Source organism: Rhodanobacter sp. 7MK24 (assembly GCF_014842995.1).
GTDB lineage: Bacteria > Pseudomonadota > Gammaproteobacteria > Xanthomonadales > Rhodanobacteraceae > Rhodanobacter_A.
This window is the reverse complement of the sequence record NZ_JACYXL010000011.1, coordinates 94,376-115,417: the sequence shown is the minus strand read 5'-3', so window position 1 is coordinate 115,417 and position 21,042 is coordinate 94,376. Positions and strand designations below refer to the sequence as shown.

Sequence of the window (21,042 nt, the reverse complement as noted above, 5' to 3'; positions counted from 1 at the left end):
CATTGAGAGGATCAAGCGATGCGTATTGCGAGCGTGGGACATACAGTGTTTGCGGCGACCCTGATTGCCCTCGGCATCCTGGGCCTGATCGAGGGCGGATTCACTGTCATATGGCAGCCGGTGTTCGATCACGTGCCGGCCGCAAAACCTCTTGCCTATCTCTGCGCCGCGGTTTCGCTGGCATGCGGCCTCGGCCTGTTCTGGCCACGCTCGACTGCGCTGGCCGCGCGCGTGCTGTTTTTCTATGCGCTGTTGTGGCTGCTGGTGTTCAAGTTGCCGCTGATCGCCCAGGCACCGCTCACGGAAGGCTCGTATCAATACTGCAGTGAGATGGCAGTGATCGTGGCAGGTGCATGGATACTGTATGCGTGGTTCGCCACCGATGCAGACCGGCGCCGTCTCGACTTCGCTGTCGGCAACCGAGGCCTGCGCATGGCACGCGTACTCTACGGCCTGGCGTTAATCGCCTTCGGCTTCTCGCACTTCGTCTATCTCAACCTCACCGCCCCGCTGATTCCCCACTGGCTACATGTACCGGTGTTCTGGGCCTACCTGACCGGTGCCGCGTATCTCGCCGCCGGCGTGGCAATTCTCTTAAACGTGCTCGCCCGGCTGGCCGCCACCCTCTCGGCCTTGATGATGGGCCTGTTCCTGCTGCTGATCTGGCTGCCCATGGTTGCCGCCGGCCATATCAGTGCTTTCAACTGGGGCGAGACCTATGCGACCTGGGTGCTGACGGCGGCGGCATGGGTGGTGGCGGATTCGTATCGCGGGGTGCGAAATTTGGATCCGACGGGCAAGTAGCATTCGTCTGCCTGAGGTCCGCTTTCGACCCGGAGCGGATAAATGGGGCGCCGGATCCAGGCTTTGGCAATAGGTATCGCTGCAAAGGGAGTTGGAACGTGCCCCCTCCAGGCCCGAGAAAATAAGGGGCCGCCATGGCTGCGGTTCCTTTGTCTCCATGGGACACACATGGGCGATGCTTGGGTTGGCTTCCCAGTTGGTGGTGACGCGCCTGCTCTCGGCGAAGGATATGTCTGGCCCTGCTGAAATGGTTTGCCGGAGGCTTCTCGTGCCTTGGCATGGAATCATCGAATCGCGATGCTCGTCGCACTTTTTATCGGTTGCTATATGCTAGCCCGTCGTCGCGACGTATCCGCGACCGACAAAGCTAGTGCATCCCTGAGCCCGGCCGTACGACGCGTCGTAAGAGTCCGGACACATGGACGTTAACGTTTTTACCTACAGGGAAATTCAATGAAGCGTTTTCTGAAGATAGTCCAGCTGTCTGTCCTGGTCGCGTTCGGTTTTGCGACAACGGCACATGCACAATCAACGCGTACCTGGGTATCGGGGGTGGGCGACGACGCCAATCCCTGCAGCCGAACCGCTCCGTGCAAAACCTTTGCAGGAGCCATTTCCAAAACGGTGGCGGCGGGCGAGATATCCGTGCTTGATCCGGGTGGCTTTGGCGGGGTGACCATTACCAAAGCCATGACGCTCAGCGGCGGCGGTGAGCTGGCAAGCATCCTTGTCTCCGGCACCAACGGCGTTGTCATCAACGCCGGTTCGACCGACACCGTGGTTCTGCGCAATCTTGAGTTCAGCGGCATTGGCAGCGGGATTTCCGGCGTTATGATTTTGAGCGCTGGCAAAGTGATCATCGATCACTGCACCTTCGACGGATTCACCACGGATAACGTCGAAATAGACGTGACGACCCCGACTTATGTGTCGGTGCTGGACTCGGTCATGACGGGTGGTGCCATAGGTGTTTCGATCGATAGCACGTCTGGCCCGGGTCCCGTCGTCGCGTTTCTGAAGAACGTAACGATCCAGGGAGCTAACGTGGGCGTACAGACCAAGCGTGGCGTGGTCGACATCACCCATTCCAACATCCAGAGCAACAAGACCTACGGGGTCTATGCTTCCGTTGGATATATCGACCTGGCCGACAGCGCCGTTGCTCTCAATGGCACCGGAATACAAACGTCGGCCGGAGGGGCGGTTACCCTGTCAAACGTCAGCATCTTAAACAACGGTATCGGCATCGGATCGGGTGGCGGTAGTGTTCAGTCGGCCGCCAACAATCTCTCGGCCGGCAACACCACCCCTGGCGCACCGAATGGAGCTGCCCTGGTTCAGTAAGGCTTTCATAGCCCATGGCGCATGGTGGACTGATCACCGCAGACCCATGCGCCGACTGATAGCAGAACCACAGATGTGATTACCGCTTTCCAGTAGAACCGCTGATCAGCATGTCAAAAAAAAACTCCTGAGGATCAGGGGCTTTTTTCTGGCCGAGAACTGGGACCGAACGCTCGTCAAGGTTATGCCTTCGGAGGGTTACAACACTGCAGAATAGCGAGAATTACGGGACGTCCGGCTTCGACCCAAAACGGATATGACTGATGGCCCGCGAACTCAATTTCAGCGCCTGGTTCGGGCGTCGCCGAAACACAATTCAGTAGCCACTGGCATAAGGCCGCCAAACTCTGCGTCACCGATCGGTGATATGCCTCGGGCCACCTACTCATCACAGTCGTTCGCCCGTGTGCGCGCGGCATCCAATGGATGGCAAAGCGCGAAGACTTGCGAATCGTAAGGTATCCGCCTGTTTGCAGCTTCCTGGGAATACACGTAGATTCCGGCCGGCACCATGATGCGGCGGGCGGCATCAGCTAAAGGGGCATTCACTCCGGCAAAGGCGCGAGGGTCTGACCAACTGCGTGCGTTTGCGCTTTGCTTCAGTCAATTTAGGGGGACAAGATGGTCAAGGAAGCCCTTGAGAGAGCTCTGCTGCTTTCCGTGTACCTGATGCTATCGTCTGTCGCGCGTGCGTCTGACAGCGCTGCCGTAACTAAGTACATCGACATGCATCCGCACGCCGAAACGACGACTGAGGCGGAACGCGCCTTCCCTGCGACCCAAACATCGCTTTGCCTCGGCGAGGCATGCAGTGGCCCATCGATAGCCACGGCTTCAATCCCACCAGCCCTGGCGGGTAGCGCGCGGCCATCGGCGGCGACTTGTATCAATAGCAGCGGACTACATGCTGCGGTGCCTTACGACATCAACGGGGATTGCACATCGGATCTGTTGTGGATGAACGATGAGACGCATCAATTTGGTTGGTGGTTGCTCTATCCAGTGCCATATCCCAAGGGAACGATTACGACGCAAGCTTCACAGATCATTTCTGTAACGCCCGGTTACTGGATTGCTGCTACGGGTGATTTCAACAATGACGGCCTGGCCGATCTGGTCTGGACCAGCAACAGTCGCGACCTCTACCTCTGGACCAGCCATGGTTCTGGGTTCGATGCCGCATACATTGGCACTTACCCTGCGGGCTGGACCTTGGTCGGCGCCGCCGACATCGACGGTGACGGTTACGACGATCTGATCTGGGAAAACCAAAGTGCCTGCGAATTCGGCTACTGGCTGATGAAAGGAACCCAGGTGGTCAGTCGTACGACAATCTCCGTGACCTGTGGCTACCACATCGCTTTCATCGAGACTGCATTCGACTCACCCAATGGCACAACACCGGCGATCTACTGGCAAGGACAAATCAGTCAGAGCGGCACGGCACCTACCTATCTGTGGTTACCTCAGGGCAAGATGCTGAATGCATCATTTTTTGGATATCTCCCCGGAAACTGGGCATTTGTTGCCGGGCTGCTGCAGCGAAACAACCTTGGTGAAATGGCGCCGCTTACTATGTTTGACACCGTCGCCCCTGACACCAGTAACACATTGTGGTGGACGAATAACTGGATCGTTGCTGGGGGTGCAGGCCAGCAATTCTTGATGCCCGGTTATCAGGTGGTCGCTGCCGGTCATTTCACCTCCTCCGCGTGCTATTGCGTGCCGAATAACCAAGAAATACTTTGGGCAAACAGCGCCGGCAAGCTCGTTGTGTGGACCATAGACACTACCAATCCGCAAGCTGAACCGGTGATCGACAGCTACCTGGGAAGCGAGGGATACACCTTACCTGACGCTCCCGCCGGCGCCGGTTGGCATGTCGTCAGGCCTGGCTTGCAAAATTAGTTTCCGGTGCGATGGCTGAGTGCCATCTACCGATCAGAAGCAGACCTTTTCTTGCCTACTGGTGAGTGACTCGCTCCGTGGGTGCTGGTAGCTAAGTACAGGCAGGTGATCTTGAAGTTGCTTAAATCTTTTGGCACGTCATTCCTGGCTGCACTGGTCGGTGTTCTTTTGCCGATGTTCGTCCTTACGCTCCTTGGATTTCACACTATCAAGCCCTTCATTGCGATTGGTATCGCCGCAGGGATTGGGCTGACCGGTGCAATCCGCCAACTGAAAGATTTGCCTTCGAGCGTCTTTGCATTGCTCGTCTGTCTCCTAGCGATGCTCGGGTCAACGGTGGGGCATTGGCGCTCGAATGGCTAGAAGTGATCGAACCGGAAGCTGATGTGAGGCCGAGTCGCATGTCCGCTTCCGACCCAAAGCGGACAGCGGCAGGAAGTAGCGATATCACGAACATCGCAAACAGCTCATCCCGAGCATCATCGCCTTGGACCGTTGAACGGTCCAAGGCGATGAAAGGAAGTCAGCGGCTCCACGCGAATTCGAGGCTTCCGCGCATACCGAGTTCGAGATAGCTGCCGGCCAGCCAGCGGATCCGCAGGGGCTCACCTGCGTCGGCCATCGATTCGGTGCTCACGTCGCGGCCCGTGCCGTAATTGATCTGGATCTGGGGAGTCTTGGGCACGCCAACCACGGCCACGATGCGGCTTCCTGCCGGGAGCAGGCGCGCGGTCACCATCTGGCTCTGGAATGCGAGGGTGATCGGCTGGCCGGGTTGCAGCAGATGCCGGTGGGTACGGTCCTGCATGTAGCTCGCCCGGCCGAGATAAGAGGCCAGGTCGAGATACTTGCCATCAGGCGTCAACGCGTAGAAGTTGACCGCCAGATCGAAGTCGCGCTTGTTGGTGACGACCTCGAATCGCCCTTGAAACAAGCCGTCGATCTCCAGCGCTTTGGTCAGCTTCTGTGTTTCGAACACGAGGGCGTTGCGCGTGTCGGGCATGCCTGCTGGCGGACTGAAATCCGCATCACTGCGATCAGCGAAATTCACCACGAGCTCAGGCGGAAGGGACTGCTTGTCCGGAGCGCCATCGAACAGCAACCGGTCGGCTTCGTGACGACCGGTGAGATAGAAGCGTCGGTAGCTCGCAGCCATGTCGGCGAGCGTGGACACGTGCCGCCAGGTGTTCGCGCCCATCACTTCGAAGTTGACCCGGTCGCTGAGCAGGTCGGGCAGCGGTGCGCCGCGGAACACGTGCTCGAACCACTTCAGCCGCACCTCCTGAAGGTCGAGCAGCGCCGCCTTGTCGACGACATAGCCATCGATCTCGGGCAGCACGCCGGTCTGCATGGCGATGTGGTGGTAAGGGCCGATCAGCATCCGGTCGTCGGCCGACGGGCGATACGTGAGATGTTGCTGGAAGTAATACAACGCGCCCACCATGCCGCCGTCGTAGTAGCCCGTTTCGACGAAGACTGGAATATCGATGTCGGCGAACTCGCGGCCATAGGGGATCAGGCGCCGCCAGTAGGCGTCGTAGGACGGATGCTTCAGCCAGGTATCGAAGATCGGGTTGGGCCTGCCGTCGATCTTGTCCAGGTCGCGATAGGGCTTGCCGCTGACGTACCACTGGCGCTCGAGTCCGGTCCAATGGGCGCGGTCGTCGAAGGCCTTGTCGTCGAGGCCCTTGGTGTCCGTGATGTAGAACGGCCAGTAGTAGATGAAGCTCTGGAACACGTTGCCCTGCATCGGCGTATCGATGCCCGGGGCATTGGTGGCGTGGGTGGCGATCGCCTTCAGCGCCGGCGGACGGTGCTTGGCGGCGGCCCACTGGGTGAAGCCGTTGTAGCTGCCGCTGAACATGCCGACGCGACCGTCGCTCCAGGCCTGGCGCGCCAGCCATGCGATTACCGTTGCGGCGTCGTCGCCATCATGGACATAGGGCACCACGGCGCCGGGACTGCGGCCTTTGCCTCGTGTATAGGCGACCACGCCGGCGTAGCCATGGGCAGCCATTTTCTTGGCGTCGTCCATGCTCCAGTCATCGTTGGCGTAGATCGTGAAATTCAGCAGAGCAGTCAGCCTGGTCGATTGGGCGGAACGCGGACGCACGAGGATTGCCGCGATCTTCGCGCCATCCGGCGTCGGGATCAGGACCTGGTCGTCGACCAGGAAGCGGCGTTGCGTGTCAGCCTCAAGCAGCGGCTTCAAGGCGGGCACCAGGTAGGTCCATGCGGCCAATCCCTGGCGAGCCGCAATCAGGTTTGCGGCCGAAGGACAATCCGCCAGCCGCATCCCGGCGCAGGCTTTCTCCTGCTCCGCCACCTTGGCGCGCACGGCATCCAGGTCGACTTCGTACCAGGGGCCGACGTCCACGGCCTGGTCGTCCGGGAGGGACCCGTAGAGTTCGGAAAACGCGCGGCGCAAGGCGGCAGAAGCCTCGCTCCCGTTCGCCTCGTAGGCTTTCGCGCGCGCATAGGTCTGCCAGGGCACGACCGAGGGAACCAGCCTGGACTCGCTGGACCGATAGGCAGCGGCGAGGCGATCCAGGGTCGCCTCGGCGTCGGCATAGCGTCCGGCGGCGAGCTGCAGCCGATAAAGCACGATCAACTCGGCCGGTGCCGCGGCCGAGGCATGGCTTGCGATCAGTGACGCCGCGATGCCGGGCAACGCGGCCTTGGTGGCCGGGGCCACGCTGGCATGGGCACCGGCGGCGACGAGGCCCCAGGCAAGCAGGATGGGCAGGACGAAGACTTTCATGCAGTTCTTTCTCCGGATCATTCGAGCCAAGGTCGGTTCGTCCCGGGCCAGAAGGCCAGGACGGCGCGATGGTCGCGGGATTCGGAAAGGAAAGGCCGGAAAATCGGCGAATGGACACTACGCTGCGGCGAACGGGAACGGCGGGATGGTCAGATGACCCGGTTGCGCAGCAGCTTCGCCCCGTCGCGGCTGGTCGAGATGGTCTGGCCGTTATCCATGTGCAGCAGCAAGCGACCGCCACCGGCCGGCTCGGCGCGGGCGATGCGATGGGTGTTCACGATCCATGAGCGATGCACGCGGACATATTTCGCCGGATCGAGCGACTTGGCGAATTCCGCCAGCGTCACGCGGACCAGGTGCTTGCCGCTCTGCGTACGCACTTCGGCGTAGTCGTCCGCACCGCCGATGCTCACCACCGTATCCATGTCGAGCGGCCTGAGCTCGTCGCCTATCCGGACGAAATAACGGGAGAGGCCGCCGTCGGCGCGCGCTTCGGACTCTGCTGCGGGAGCATCCGGCACCGCGGGGCGCCCCGCCTCCGCGGCGCTGGCCGGGAGCACAGCGATTGCGACGGCCGCATCGTCTCCAGTTGACTCACGGTGCAACGCAAGTTGAGCCCGGTCCGGGACCTGCAGGTAGGACACCGCTGCGATCAAGGCGTAGGTCGTCACGTTCTCCAGCGACTGCCAGGCGGCTCCGCTGAGCGAGAAAGGACGCACTACAAAACCGTCGGGACCGGCGCCGTTGAACAGGCCGAGCAGCACGATCAACAACAGATACGAGAGTGCCGTGAACGCCGCGCAGAGCAACAAGTGGGCGACGAGCTGGATTCCGGCAGCACGCCCGACCAGGCGCTGCGCGACGATGCGGCGCACCGCCACCCCGAAGATGACCACGGGAATCGTATTGGCCGCTCCGCCCAGCAGGCAGCCCGCAAGGTCGAGGCCCATGGCCAGCCGGATCGTGGCGGTATAGGCCACGAAGACGCCAACGACCGCGAGGACATCGAAAGTACGCTGCCTCATTTGCCTCCCAGCCTTTGTCCCAGTCCCATTACATAGAAACCAGGATCAGGATCGACCTTCTAAAGGTGCACACTGACCCCTGTTTCGCACCCCTGTTTCGCCTCCATCCCTTTGTGGCCGTAGCTCTAGAGCATCCGCTGGCGAACTTGCCCGCGTCCTTGCCATCAACGTCATCCGGCATTTTCACGAGCGACCGCACGCCATCGAGCACTGGCACGAACTGACGGTAAACACTGCCAGCTTGCTTGAGAACCGGCGCGTGGTCGGCGATATCGCCAACCGCTACGCGGGTCGTGTTCCCAACACAATCCCCCAACCCTCTTTTAGCCACAGGGATCACTGCAATTTTCAAGAAAAGTGAACTCTCTGCGCGTACCACCAACGCCCCCAAATGCTCGCGATGACGATCGACACGAGACCAAACAACAAGCTTGGCATGCGCGCATTGCCGAGATCCTCGCGAGTCAGGAGTTCGACCAGCGAGTAGGTCTGGCCCAGCAACAGCACCGCGAATCCGCTCCACCATGCGAATAGATAGCGGCGATAGATGCCATAGGCGCACGCCAGCAGTAGTGCGCCTTGAACAGTTGCAGCAATACGCACAGCGCCTGGAAAGCGCGTCGCCAACAAACCACCTGCGTGGATACCGTTTAGCGTCACACTCTGCAGCGCCCCAACGAAAGACATAACGCCGAACAGGCAGAAGACCCCAGTGACGATCAAGATAAACGTCGGACGCGTACTGGACGTGCTCGTTGTCGGCGATGCCAGGCCCGCTTCCACAGATATCGGCGCATGCAGCGCCGAGCGGATCACACCGGAAAGCCACGCGGGGTCATTGCGAGAAAACCAGGCGAATAGACGTGTCATGCCAAGCCCCAGCGCAAACATGCCAACACCCGCCAACGGCATGAGTGCCGCCGTAGGTTTGAGAACGGTTGTCGCCAGCGACAGCACGACGGACAGCGCACAAAATCCGAACCAATACGCCATGAAAAGTCGCACAAACCAGCTGAGCCTGAACCGCCCCGTCAGCAGCACCTTGCCCTGTACTTGCTCAAACCGACCTACGAATACTGGCTTGAACGAGTTCGCCACCATCGGGATCACTCGTTGCAACGAAACGTGCGCTTCACTCACTCGCCCAACCGCAGCTTGTTCGGAAACGTTGAAGAGCGACCACCTTTTCGTGGCAGCCTTCAGCCGCGCCACAGATTCCAACAGGCCATACGAGCTCACGAACTCGACAGGTTCCGAACCAACCCAGAACTCCTTGAACCATCGATACATCAACCCTCCAGCGCATACCGTTGAACGGTCAAATTCTAATTCCGCCGGCAATCGAACTAATAACATCAATCATGAGGTGTGATTTCTCGGCGCTATAACGAAAAAGGAGCGGCATCACGCCACTCCTTTTCATTTCAATCAATTATTGCTGCCAATCAACCACACTTCGAATACCCGCAATTCAAGCAAGTCTGGCACCCATCCATCAGTACCAGCGCCTGCGTGTTGCACTTCTGGCACAACGTGGCGCCGGGCGGGAAGCTGCCGTTGGATTCGGTGCTTTCAGCAGCCGCAGCTGCGCTCACGTCAGAGTTTTTTTTTGCGCTGGCCGCCTCGTAGGCAGCGCGCTTCTCCGCGATCAGCGCACGCTGGCTGTCGCTCATCTCGGGGTCGTGGATGAGCCCGATGTTCTTCATGTGCTGTTCGATCACCGCGCCGATCTCGGCGACGATGCTGGGCATGTAGACGCCGCCGGCCTTGAAGTAGCCGCCGCGCGGGTCGAACACGGCCTTCATCTCCTCCACCAGGAAGGTGACGTCGCCGCCCTTGCGGAACACGGCGGAGAGGATGCGGGTGAGCGCCACGATCCACTGGAAGTGGTCCATGTTCTTCGAGTTGATGAAGATCTCGAAGGGGCGGCGCTGCTCGTGCTTGGTGCCGGCGTTGAGCACGATGTCGTTGATGGTGACGTACAGCGCGTGCTCGAACAGCGGCGACTTGATCTTGAAGGTGGAGCCGATCAGCGTCTCGGGACGCTCCAGGCTCTCGTGCATCTGGATGACTTCGGCCTGGCGCGGCTCGGCCTTGGCCGTATCGGAGGCGGATGCTGCGGCGGGCGCGGCCTTGTCCTCGGGCTTGACGACGTTGTAGCCCTTGATCTTCTTTTCGATCTTGATCGCCATGATGTTCTTTACCTGAGTGGACGGCGGCGCGGGGAAACGGACTTGCGGGTTTTGCGGAACTCGTCGTTCCGATGCAGGCTGGAGGGATGGCGGGCAAAAGCGCATCGCCTCCAAGAGAAAAACGGCCGGCCCGGCGCAAGGCCGGGCCGGCCGTTTCGGGACTTACTTCTTGCGGGCGGCCTTCTTGGCGGCGGGTTTCTTCGCCGACTTGACGCTCGCCTTCTTGCTGGCAGTGGACCTCTTGACCGCCTTGGCGGCCTTCTTCACGGCAGCCTTCTTGGCTGTCTTCTTCGGAGCGGCTTTCTTCGCCGTCTTCTTGCTGCTGACCTTCTTTGCGGCCTTGGCGGGCTTCTTCGCCTTGCCGGCAACCTTCTTCGCGACCTTCTTCACCGCTTTCTTGGCGGCGGCCTTCTTCGCGACTTTCTTCTTGGCGGCTTTCTTGGGGGCGGCCTTCTTCGCCGCCGCCTTCTTCACGGCCTTCTTGACTGCCTTCTTCGCGGCAGCCTTCTTGGCCGGAGCCTTCTTCGCAGCCGCCTTTTTCGGCGCGGCTTTCTTCTTTGCCGCCTTCTTCGGCGCAGCCTTCTTCGCAGCAGCCTTCTTTGGCGCAGCCTTCTTCCTGGCTGCCGCCTTCTTCGGTGCCGCAGCCGGAGCGGCCGGCGCAGGCACGGCGGCGGCCGGAGCTTCGATCACCGGCTCCACGGGAGCAGCCGGCGTCACACTGTCTTGCACTTCGATTTCAGGATCGTTGGACATGCGGTGTACCCCTCGGTGATCGTTGCGTCGTGGACTGCGTGTCAGAACTTGCCGTAATAGCCTTCCTTCAAGGCATCGAACAGGTTGGCGGCGGTATGCATCTCGCCGTCGTATTCCACTTCTTCGTTGCCGCGAAGTTCGACAACACTACCGTCCTCCAGCTCGAAGTGGTAGAGGGTGCTGGCAAGGTCGGCTTCCTTCACCAGCACGCCCTGGAAAGCGGCGGGATTGAAGCGGAAGGTGGTGCACCCTTTCAGCCCCTGCTTGTAGGCGTAGAAGTAGATGTCCTTGAAGTCTTCGTACGGGTAGTCCGTGGGTACGTTCGCGGTCTTGGAGATCGACGAATCGACCCACTTCTGCGCGGCGGCCTGGATGTCCACGTGCTGCTTCGGGCTGATGTCGTCGGCGGCCACGAAGTAGTCGGGCAGCTTGGCCTGCGGGTCGTCGCTGAACGGCATGGCGTTGGCGTTGATCAGCGCGCGGTAGGCCAGCAGCTCGTAGCTGTAGACCTCGACCTTTTCCTTCGACTTCTTGCCCTCGCGGATCACGTTGCGCGAGTAGTGGTGGGCGAAGCTGGGCTCGATGCCGTTGCTGGCGTTGTTGGCCAGCGACAGCGAGATGGTGCCGGTGGGCGCGATGGAGCTGTGGTGGGTGAAGCGCGCGCCGGTTTCGGCCAGCTGCTCGACCAGGTTGGGCGCCACTTCGGCAATGCGCTGCATGTAGCGGCTGTACTTGGCGTGCAGCACGCGGCCGGGGATGCTCTGGCCGATCTTCCAGCCGTCGCGCAGCATTTCCGGACGGCGGCGCAGCATGTCGCCGGTGACGGTGTAGTCCTTGGCGAGCACGGGCGCGGTGCCCTTTTCCTTCGCCAGGTCCAGCGCCACTTCCCAGCCGGCCACGGCCATTTCGCGCGAGACGTCCTCGGTGAAGGACACCGCCTCGGCGCTGCCGTAGCGCATCTTGAGCATGGCGATGGTGGAGCCGAGGCCGAGGTAGCCCATGCCGTGGCGGCGCTTGCTGGTGATCTCGTCGCGCTGCTGCTGCAGCGGCAGGCCGTTGATCTCCACCACGTTGTCGAGCATGCGGGTGAACACCTTCACCACTTCGCGGTATTCGTCCCAGTCGAAGCGTGCCTTGGGCCCGAACGGATCGCGCACGAAGGTCGTGAGGTTGATCGAGCCGAGCAGGCAGGAGCCGTACGGCGGCAGCGGCTGCTCGCCGCAGGGATTGGTGGCGCGGATGTGCTCGCACCACCAGTTGTTGTTCATCTCGTTGACCTTGTCGATCAGGATGAAACCGGGCTCCGCGTAGTCGTACGTGGAGACCATGATCATGTCCCACAGGTGCCGCGCGCGGATGTGGCCGTAGATCTTGCAAGCGACCAGGCCGTCCTCGCGGTCGACGTAGTTCTCGTGCGTGGGCCATTCGCGCCACACCACCGTGGTGGCGTCGTCGAGGTCGAGCTCGTCGCGCTCCTTCACGTGGATGGGGAACACCAGCGGCCAGTCCTGGTCATGCTCCACCGCCTGCATGAAACCGTCGGTCACCAGCAGGCTGAGGTTGAACTGGCGCAGGCGGCCGTCTTCGCGCTTGGCGCGGATGAATTCCTTGACGTCGGGATGGCTGACGTCGAACGTGCCCATCTGCGCGCCGCGGCGGCCGCCGGCGGACGACACGGTGAAACACATCTTGTCGTAGATATCCATGAAGGACAGCGGGCCGCTGGTGTAGGCGCCCGCACCCGACACGTAGGCGCCGCGCGGACGCAGCGTCGAGAACTCGTAGCCGATGCCGCAGCCGGCCTTCAGCGTGAGGCCCGCCTCGTGCACCTTCTCCAGGATGTCGTCCATCGAATCGCGCACGGTGCCGGACACGGTGCAGTTGATGGTGGACGTGGCGGGCTTGTGCTCCAGCGCGCCGGCATTGGAGGTGATGCGGCCGGCCGGGATCGCGCCACGGCGCAGCGCCCACAGGAACCGTTCGTTCCAGTGCTCGCGCAGCTCGGGCGTGGCTTCCACCTCGGACAATGCGCGCGCGACGCGCTGCCAGGTGCCATCGACATCGGCGTCCACCGGCACGCCGGCCTTGCTGCGCAGACGGTACTTCTTGTCCCAGATGTCCTGGGAAGCAGGCTGCAGCGGAATGGCCGCGGCGGCGTCGCGTTGCAATTCTGAACCCGTGACTGGCGCGCGCGCTGTGCTCATCGGCTCCCTGACCTCTCTGCGGCCTTGCGGCCTTGTTGTTTTGATTGCCGTCGTCGCTGTCGATCACATCGCCTGCGGCGTCCTGATGCCGCTGCGCCGCCTTGCCGTCCGGATGCCGGACCAGCCCCCCCCATGAAGCGATAACCACACCAGTGCTTGTCCGCTCGATCGCAGGGAGGCACAAGATGTTGTGATTGCGAACTCTTCGCAAGGTACTGCTGAGAGCGGCCGATGTAAAGTGGTTTTGGCCCCCGTAAGCGCATCGACACGGGGAACCATGGCCCATCGTCAGCAGTCGAAGGCGCGCCGCTTCCGCATCCCGCACGAGGAGTCCGCATGTCATCCCGTCACCCGCATTTCCTGCTCTGGTTTGCCGGCGCCTGCGCATTGCTGCTCGGCGCCACCGTGCCCGGCACCAGCCATGCCACGATGCCGCCCGCGGTAGACGGCCAACCCATGCCTTCGCTGGCCCCGATGCTGGAAAAGGTGACGCCGGCGGTGGTGAACATTTCCACCACGACACACGTGCAGGTGCGCAATCCGTATTTCGACGATCCGGTGTTCCGCCAGTTCTTCGGCCTGCCGGCCACGCCGCGCGAGCGTGTGGAACAGAGCCTGGGCTCGGGCGTGATCGTGGACGCAGCCAAGGGCTACATCCTCACCAACAACCACGTGGTGGGCGGCGCCGACGACATCACCGTGACCCTGCAGGGCGGCCACACGTACAAGGCCACCCTGGTCGGCACCGACCCCGACACCGACGTGGCGGTGATCCGCATCAATGCACCGAACCTGCAGGCGCTGCCGCTGGCCGACTCCTCGGGCCTGCGCGTGGGCGACTTCGTGGTGGCGGTCGGCGAGCCGTTCGGGCTCAGCGAAACGGTGACGTCGGGCATCGTCTCCGCGCTGGGGCGCTCGGGGTTGAGCAAGTCGGGCTACCAGAACTTCATCCAGACCGATGCCTCGATCAATCCCGGCAACTCCGGGGGCGCCCTGGTGAACCTGCGCGGCGAACTGGTCGGCATCAACACCATGATCTTCTCGCCCTCCGGCGGCAACGTGGGCATCGGCTTCGCCATCCCCAGCAACCTCGCCGCCGAGGTGATGCGGCAGCTGATCGCGCACGGCAAGGTGGCGCGCGGCACGCTGGGCGTGCAGTCGCAGGACATCACTCCGCGCATCGCGCAACTGCTCGGCGTCGCACAGGACAAGGGCGTGGTGGTCACCGGTGTCGATGCGGGCTCGCCCGCGGAGCAGGCCGGCCTGCAACCCGGCGACGTGCTGACCTCGCTCGACGACAAGCCGCTGCGCAGCGTGAACGACCTGCGCAACGCCGAAGGCCTGCTGCCGGTGGGCAGCACGGTGAAGCTGAGCGTGCTGCACAACGGCAAGGTGCGCGAAGTCAGCGCCACGCTGCGTCCGGAGCAACTCGCCAGCATCGACGGCGCCAAGCTCGACCCGCGCCTCGCCGGCGTCACCTTCACCGATCTCGACCAGAACCAGCGCGGCCAGGGCATGTACGGCGTCGCGGTGGGCGCGGTGCAGCCGAACAGCCGCGCCGCCGCCGCAGGCCTGCAAGCAGGCGACGTGGTGATCGGCGTGGGCAATGTGCGCATCACCGGCCTGCGCATGCTGCGCGAACTCGCCGGCGTGCGGCCGCGGCAACTCGCGCTGGTGGTGGCCGACGACGATGGCACGCACTATGTGATCGTTCAGTAATGGCGGTGTGCCATGCGCTGACGCATGGCACACATGCGTGAACGGGAGCATGCCGACAGACGTGCCTGCGTCGCACAAGCGCGGCTGCATGCTTGATGTTTTTGGCCCAGGCCGTTGAAATATCCGGTGTTCGTCCACTCTGTGCGCCGGCCGGGATCACGCGCCGCCACCCTCCGCCTCCTTCGCCTTCCATTCCTGTCGGGGTATTCCGTCACATGACCGTTCGTGCTGTCCGCCTGTTACCCGTCCTCCTGCTCGGCGCCTGCCTCGCCGCCCCCGCTTTCGCCGCCACGACGGCAACGACGAAATCCACCACCGTCCACCACAAGACCAGCAGCAGCAAAAGCAAGAGCAGCAAGGCACCCGCGTTGATCTGGCGCGGCGACGTCACCACCGCGCGCGCCGTGGTGATCGACATGGCGAAGGAATGGCAGCGCACCGGCCATACGCCGATCAAGCTGGAGCCGTTCAACACCGCCTCGGGCATCGATGCGGTGGCGGCCGGCACGGCCGATCTCGCCGGTAGCGCACGCAACAGCGACGGCACCCCCGAGGACGGCCACCTCACCTTCACGCCGGTGGCCTGGGATGCGCTGGTGATGATCGCCAATCCGTCCAATCCCGTGCGCAACCTCACCGTGCGCCAGCTGCACGACATCTATTTCGGCAAGATCACCAACTGGAAGGACGTGGGCGGCAAGGACGCACCCATCGACCTGTACGCGGTGATCAGCCCCAACGACGGCGTGGAATACAGCCTGCGCACCCTGCTGTTCGGCCACGGCGACCAGCAGATCTCCGCACCGCGCCTGTACCTCAACACCAAGGCGCTGGAAGACGGCATCGCGCTCAACCCGAACGGACTGGGTCTTTCCACGCTGGCCAACGTCAGCAGCAACCCCAAGCTGCGCACCATCCCGATCGACGGCGTTGCGCCGACCGAGGCGAACGTCGTCGACGGCAGCTATCCGCTGTACACCCCGCTGTACCTGGTGACCAATCCGAACAGCACCAAGGCCGCTGCCGTGAAGGAGTTCATCGACTTCCTGCAGGGCGACAAGGCCAAGGCCGTGCTGCGCAGCCACGCGGTGCTGCCTTACCAGGACGGCGCCGCGCTGGTGGCGAAAGACCAAGATCGCCGCGACAAGGTCTACGCCGAATCCACCGCGAGCCATGCCAAGGCACCGGTGCCCAGCTACGCCGTGGTTCCGGCGCTCGCGCCTGACGCGGCGCAAGCGCCGGTGTCGCCGCCGAACGCCGATGCCACGAAGACGGCAAGCACCGCTGGCACTTCCGCCGGCAACGCCAGCAAGTCCACGGGCGGCACCGACAAGACCTATACCGTGGTCAAGGGCGACACCCTGTCCGGCATCGCCCAGAAGACCGGCGTGACCGTGGCCGACCTGCGCGACTGGAACCATCTCAAGAGCGACAACATCAAGCTCGGCCAGTCGCTGCAGCTCAGCCGCAACTGACGTCGTGCCGATTCGCGCCATCACGCTCGATCTCGACGACACCCTGTGGCCGGTGATGCCGGCCCTCGAACTCGCAGACCGGGCGGTGGACGACTACCTGCGCGAACACTGGCCCGACGTGGCCCGCGCATGGCCCATCCCGGCCATGCGCGAGCTGCGTGCCCGGATGGCCGAGGCGCGGCCCGACCTCGCCCACGATTTCACCACCCAGCGCAAGCTCACCCAACAGCACGTCTTCGCCTCCTGCGGCATCGCCGACGCACCGCTGGACGCGCTATGGGAGGTCTACTACGCCGCCCGCAACACGGTGCAGCTGTGGCCCGACAGCCTGCCGGCGCTGCAGTACCTGGCGGCGCGCTGGCCACTGGCCAGCCTTACCAACGGCAACGCCGATCTCGTGCGTACCGGTGTGCAGGCACATTTCGCCCACCATGTCTGCTCGCGCGACGTTGGTGCGGCCAAGCCCGACCCGCGCATCTTCCTTGCCGCCGCCTCGCGCTTCGGCGTGGCCTCGCACGAGGTGCTGCATGTCGGCGACGATCCCGAACTCGACGTGGTCGGCGCGCGCCGGGCCGGCTTGCGCGCCGCATGGATCAACCGCCACGGCGAAACATGGCCCGCCGAACTGGGCGAGGCGCCGGAGCTCAGCTTCGCCGATCTGCGCGAACTCGCCGACTGGCTGGAAACCCACGCCACGGCGTGACCGCGCGACGACATCGGCGCATCATCCGCGGTTGCGAAACACGCACGCCACGAGGCCATCCATGTCCGCCCTGCTCGACCATTCCACCGCCCCCCGCCATTGCATCGCCATCGAAGCCACCGATGTGCGCCATCTCGCCGCCGCGAAAAAACGGCTGGATGCCGCGCAGCGCCGCTGGCTGGACACGAGCGGTTTCGACGCGAAGCCAGGCAGTTCGATCCTGCTTGCCGACACGCACGGCAAGCTCGCGCGCGTGCTGGTAGGCGTGGACGCGAGCGACCCGCTGGCCGCACTCGCCGCGTTGCCGATGACGTTGCCGGAGGGCGTCTATCGGCTCGCAGCCGAAGGCGTTGCGCTGGCTCCCGTGCAAGCCGCGCTGGGCTGGGCGTTGGGTGCCTACCAGTTCACGCGCTACCGCAAAGCGAAACGCGCGCCGGCCACCCTCGCGGTGGACACTGCCACGCTCGCCGCCGTGCAACCGCTGGCCGAAGCCACGACGCTGGTGCGCGATCTCGTCAACACGCCGACAGAGGACATGGGGCCCAAGCAACTGGGCGAGGCCATCGAGCGCCTCGGCAAGACGTACAAGGCCAAGGTGCGCGACTGGATCGGCGACGAACTCCTGAAAGCGAATTTCCCCACCATCCACGCCGTGGGCCGCGCCAGCCATCGCGCGCCGCGACTGGTGGAACTCACCTGGGGCAAGGAACAACACCCGAAGCTGGTGATCGTGGGCAAGGGCGTGTGCTTCGACACCGGCGGCCTCGACCTCAAGCCCTCCGACGGCATGCGCTGGATGAAGAAGGACATGGGTGGCGCCGCGCATGCCATCGCACTGGCGCAACTGGTGATGCAGGCGAAGCTGCCGGTGCGCCTCACCCTGCTGGTGCCTGCGGTCGAAAACGCGGTGAGCGGCAATGCGCTGCGTCCCGGCGAGGTCGTCGTCACCCGCGCCGGCCACAGCGTGGAGATCGACAATACCGACGCCGAAGGCCGTCTGGTGCTGTGCGACGCGATGGCCTACGGCGCCGAGCAGCAGCCCGAGCTGCTGATCGACTTCGCCACCCTCACCGGCGCCGCCCGCGTGGCGCTGGGTCCGGATCTCCCCGCGTTGTTCGGCAACGACGATGCGCTGGCCGATGCCGCGCTGGCGGCCGGTCGCGCGGTGGACGATCCGCTGTGGCGGCTGCCGCTGTGGCGCCCGTATCGCAGGATGCTGGATTCCTACCTCGCCGACTTCGCCAATGCAGGGCCTTCGCGACATGCCGGTGCGATCACCGCGGCGCTCTATCTCGAACGCTTTGTACCGGCGGGATTGCCTTGGCTGCACCTCGACACGTATGCGTGGAACGATGGGGATCGGCCTGGCAGGCCCCGTGGGGGTGAGGCAATGGGGTTGCGCGCAGTCTTCGCACTGTTGCAGCAACGCTATGGCAAGAAGGGGTGAGCTCTCTCCCCCCTTTGTCCATTGCCTGGACAAGTAACCGATCGGTTTCGGTCGCCTGCGGCAGGTGGTCGAAACCGCTCTGTTAATCGCGGCAACCGCGAGACGGCGCCATACATGACTTTCGGCGATGTCACACCACCCGGCAAAGTGGCATGGTGCGGGATTGGACTCCCGCAGAGAGATCGCCCATGCGCCCCACCCTGCTCACACTCAGCCTGGCCCTCGGTCTGGGCATCGCTGGTCCCACGCTGGCCCAGACCGCTGCGCCCAGCCAGCCACCGCTCACCGCGTTGACCAAGGATTCCGGCACACCGATGCCGGCCGAGCAGAAGCGCGTGCACTTCGACCACGCCGAACTGCACATCGCGGTGACACCGGATACGCGGAGCATAGCCGCCAGTGCCACGCTCACCTTCGGCGCACTGGAAGCCACCGATGTCCTGATGGTGGATCTGGATCGCAACCTGCCGGTGAGTGCGATCAGCGTGGACGGCCAACCGCTGCCCGCCAGTGCATGGAGCAATCCGGAAGGTCGTCTGCGTATCCAGTTGCCGCACGTTGTGGCCAAGGGCGGCAAGGTCAGCGTCACCATCGCCTACGGCGGCAAACCGCACGTGGCGAAGATGGCGCCGTGGGACGGCGGCTTCGTCTGGAGCCACACCAAGGACGGCCAGCCCTGGGTGGGCAGCGCGGTGGAAGGCGAAGGCTGCGACCTGTTCTGGCCCTGCATCGACCAGCCCGACGGCAAGCCCGATCTCGTCGATCTCTATGTGAACGTGCCCAAGCCGCTGGTGGCGCCCGGCAACGGCGTGCTGGTCGGCGTCAGCGACGAGGGCAAGACGCGGACCTACCACTGGCGCGCCAAGCATCCCACCACCTACGCCATCTCGATCAACGTGGGCCCGTACAAGGAGCTCGCCGGCGAATACAAGAGCCGCTACGGCAACACGATTCCGTTGCAGTACTGGTACCTGGCCGGCGAGGACGCACAGGCGAAGGCGCTGTTCGCCGAGTTCCCGCGCATGCTGGATTTCTTCGAGGCGAAGATCGGCCCCTACCCATGGGGCGACGAGAAGATGGGCGTGGTGGAAACCCCGTACAAGGGCATGGAGCACCAGACCATCAACGCCTACGGCAACCAGTACGCGAAAAACGGCGGCGGCTTCGACGACCTGCTGCAGCACGAGTTCGCGCACGAATGGTTCGGCAACCAGATGACCAACGCGAATTGGGATGACATGTGGCTGCACGAAGGTTTCGCGACCCTGATGCAGCCGCTGTATGCGCAGTACCTCGACGGCGACTCCACGTACTACGGCTGGCTCAACCGTCTGCGCATCATGGTCGAGAATCACCACCCGGTGGTGTCCGGCACGCCGCGCACCGAGGAGGCCGTGTACGAAGACGCGCGTGGCGGCCCCGGGCAGGACATCTACAACAAGGGCGCCTTGATGCTCGAGTCGCTGCATCGCCTGATCGGCGAGCGAGCGTTCTACGACAGCATCCGCCTGCTGGTGTACGGCCGTCCCGATCCCAAGCCGGGCAACTTCGCGCCGCAGTACCGCACCAGCGCCGACTTCATGCGCATCGTGAACCAGGTCACCGGCAAGGACTACGACTGGTTCTTCAAGGTCTACCTGTACCAGGCCGCGCTCCCCAAGCTGGATGCAAAGCGCCATGGCGACACGCTGGATCTCGCCTGGCAGGCACCGAACAACCTGCCCTTCCCGATGCCGGTGGACGTGCAGGTGGACGACACCGTGCAAAGCGTGCCGATGACCGACGGCCACGGCAGCCTTGCGGTGCCGGCCGGCGCGCTGGTGACGATAGACCCGCATTCAAAACTGCTGCGCGACGAGCCGCGCCTCACCGAGTTCGTGCAGTGGATGAAACAGCAGCGCAAGAGCGCGAAACCCTGACGCCGGAACTCGTGTAGGAGCGCACCCTGGGCGCGAATTGCCTTGTGCCTTGATCGAAGCGCAAGGCAATCGCGCACAGGGTGCACTTCTACCGAAGTGATCGCCGGTGGCGGGACGGTCAACCCGCGCCGGAGAGGAAGCCGCCGATCCGGCGCAGCCGCTGCCCCAATGTGCGCAAGCCGCGCAGCAGCCTGGGCAGCAACCAGCACAGCAGCAATACAAACAGCGCCAGCAACACCAGCAAGGCCAACGGGTGGCGCCACATCAGGTAGAGGCCGCCCACCCAGGTGAGGTCCTCGCCGGCACTGGCCGTCCAGTTGCTCAACGGTTCGGGCGAGGTGTTGATCAGCGCGCGGCCGCCAGTCTTGGCCAGGTGCGTGCCGGCGGTGAGCGCCCCGCCCAGCAGTGCAGCAGCCACCTGCGTGCCCGCACCCGAGTCCTTGAACACGCCCCATGCCAGCAGCATGCCCACCGGGATGCGGACGAAGGTGTGGATCGCGTCCCAGACGCTGTCGAATGCGGGGACCTTGTCGGCAAGGAATTCGCCCAAAGCGAGCACTCCGGAAACCGCCAGCACCCAGGCGTCGGTGAGCATCGCCAGTCCTGGCGGCAGGTGTACCCAGCCCAGCCGTCCGAGCATGCCGGCGACGAACACGGTGGCGTAGAGGCGGAACCCGCTGGCCCATGCCAGGCCGCCGGCCAGCGCGATGTTCGACAGCGGATCCATGGCAACCTCCCGGCGCGGATGGCGACACGCTCGCGCAGCACCGCCGCGAGGTCAAGTCAGC

16 protein-coding genes are annotated in these 21,042 nt (G+C 63.5%); 9 read left to right on the top strand and 7 right to left on the bottom strand.

Annotated features, from left to right (window positions below; genetic code table 11):
• The first annotated feature begins 18 nt into the window (after window positions 1–18).
• From IHE49_RS15975 to IHE49_RS15960, 4 genes are all read left to right on the top strand, one after another.
• Window positions 19–804 carry a DoxX family membrane protein gene (locus tag IHE49_RS15975; RefSeq protein ID WP_192159729.1) on the top strand — a complete coding sequence of 262 codons (786 nt, stop codon included), beginning with the start codon at window positions 19–21 and terminating at the stop codon, window positions 802–804.
• Window positions 805–1,257: 453 nt separating this feature from the next.
• On the top strand, window positions 1,258–2,148 hold the full coding sequence (locus IHE49_RS15970) for a hypothetical protein (RefSeq protein ID WP_192159726.1): 891 nt from the start codon (window positions 1,258–1,260) through the stop codon (window positions 2,146–2,148).
• A 621-nt stretch (window positions 2,149–2,769) separates the two neighbouring features.
• Window positions 2,770–4,056 carry a VCBS repeat-containing protein gene (locus tag IHE49_RS15965; RefSeq protein WP_192159724.1) on the top strand — a complete coding sequence of 429 codons (1,287 nt, stop codon included), beginning with the start codon at window positions 2,770–2,772 and terminating at the stop codon, window positions 4,054–4,056.
• A gap of 111 nt (window positions 4,057–4,167) precedes the next feature.
• Window positions 4,168–4,419: a hypothetical protein gene (locus tag IHE49_RS15960; protein ID WP_192159722.1), complete on the top strand. Its 252-nt coding sequence runs from the start codon at window positions 4,168–4,170 to the stop codon at window positions 4,417–4,419.
• Between the two features lie 160 nt (window positions 4,420–4,579).
• On the opposite strand, the gene IHE49_RS15955 is transcribed toward IHE49_RS15960, so the two are convergent.
• From IHE49_RS15955 to IHE49_RS15930, 6 genes are all read right to left on the bottom strand, one after another.
• Window positions 4,580–6,817: a CocE/NonD family hydrolase gene (locus IHE49_RS15955; RefSeq protein WP_192159720.1), complete on the bottom strand. Its 2,238-nt coding sequence runs from the start codon at window positions 6,815–6,817 to the stop codon at window positions 4,580–4,582.
• Between the two features lie 149 nt (window positions 6,818–6,966).
• Window positions 6,967–7,842, bottom strand: a complete 876-nt coding sequence (locus IHE49_RS15950) for a LytTR family DNA-binding domain-containing protein (RefSeq protein WP_225578494.1) — start codon at window positions 7,840–7,842, stop codon at window positions 6,967–6,969.
• Window positions 7,843–8,190: 348 nt separating this feature from the next.
• Window positions 8,191–9,132 carry a hypothetical protein gene (locus IHE49_RS15945; RefSeq protein WP_192159718.1) on the bottom strand — a complete coding sequence of 314 codons (942 nt, stop codon included), beginning with the start codon at window positions 9,130–9,132 and terminating at the stop codon, window positions 8,191–8,193.
• Window positions 9,133–9,287: 155 nt separating this feature from the next.
• Complete coding sequence (locus IHE49_RS15940; RefSeq protein WP_192159716.1) at window positions 9,288–10,034, bottom strand: NrdJb; 747 nt, start codon at window positions 10,032–10,034, stop codon at window positions 9,288–9,290.
• A gap of 162 nt (window positions 10,035–10,196) precedes the next feature.
• Entirely contained in the window at window positions 10,197–10,787 is a 591-nt protein-coding gene (locus IHE49_RS15935) for a hypothetical protein (RefSeq protein WP_192159714.1), read from the bottom strand.
• Between the two features lie 41 nt (window positions 10,788–10,828).
• Window positions 10,829–12,991 (bottom strand): adenosylcobalamin-dependent ribonucleoside-diphosphate reductase, encoded by a 2,163-nt coding sequence (locus tag IHE49_RS15930; protein ID WP_192159712.1) that lies wholly within the window; start codon window positions 12,989–12,991, stop codon window positions 10,829–10,831.
• 336 nt (window positions 12,992–13,327) lie between these two features.
• Between IHE49_RS15930 and IHE49_RS15925 the strand changes: the two genes are divergently transcribed.
• From IHE49_RS15925 to IHE49_RS15905, 5 genes are all read left to right on the top strand, one after another.
• Window positions 13,328–14,710: a DegQ family serine endoprotease gene (locus IHE49_RS15925; protein WP_192159708.1), complete on the top strand. Its 1,383-nt coding sequence runs from the start codon at window positions 13,328–13,330 to the stop codon at window positions 14,708–14,710.
• Window positions 14,711–14,925: 215 nt separating this feature from the next.
• Window positions 14,926–16,185 carry a substrate-binding domain-containing protein gene (locus tag IHE49_RS15920; protein WP_192159706.1) on the top strand — a complete coding sequence of 420 codons (1,260 nt, stop codon included), beginning with the start codon at window positions 14,926–14,928 and terminating at the stop codon, window positions 16,183–16,185.
• Window positions 16,186–16,189: 4 nt separating this feature from the next.
• A complete protein-coding gene (locus tag IHE49_RS15915) occupies window positions 16,190–16,888 on the top strand; it encodes an HAD family hydrolase (protein ID WP_192159704.1) in 699 nt (232 codons plus the stop codon).
• 61 nt (window positions 16,889–16,949) lie between these two features.
• Complete coding sequence (locus IHE49_RS15910; RefSeq protein WP_192159702.1) at window positions 16,950–18,335, top strand: leucyl aminopeptidase family protein; 1,386 nt, start codon at window positions 16,950–16,952, stop codon at window positions 18,333–18,335.
• Window positions 18,336–18,523: 188 nt separating this feature from the next.
• Window positions 18,524–20,254: a M1 family metallopeptidase gene (locus IHE49_RS15905; RefSeq protein ID WP_192159700.1), complete on the top strand. Its 1,731-nt coding sequence runs from the start codon at window positions 18,524–18,526 to the stop codon at window positions 20,252–20,254.
• Between the two features lie 118 nt (window positions 20,255–20,372).
• Here the strand turns inward: IHE49_RS15905 and IHE49_RS15900 are convergent, their stop codons facing one another.
• Window positions 20,373–20,981: a DUF4126 domain-containing protein gene (locus IHE49_RS15900; protein ID WP_192159699.1), complete on the bottom strand. Its 609-nt coding sequence runs from the start codon at window positions 20,979–20,981 to the stop codon at window positions 20,373–20,375.
• Window positions 20,982–21,042 lie beyond the last annotated feature (61 nt).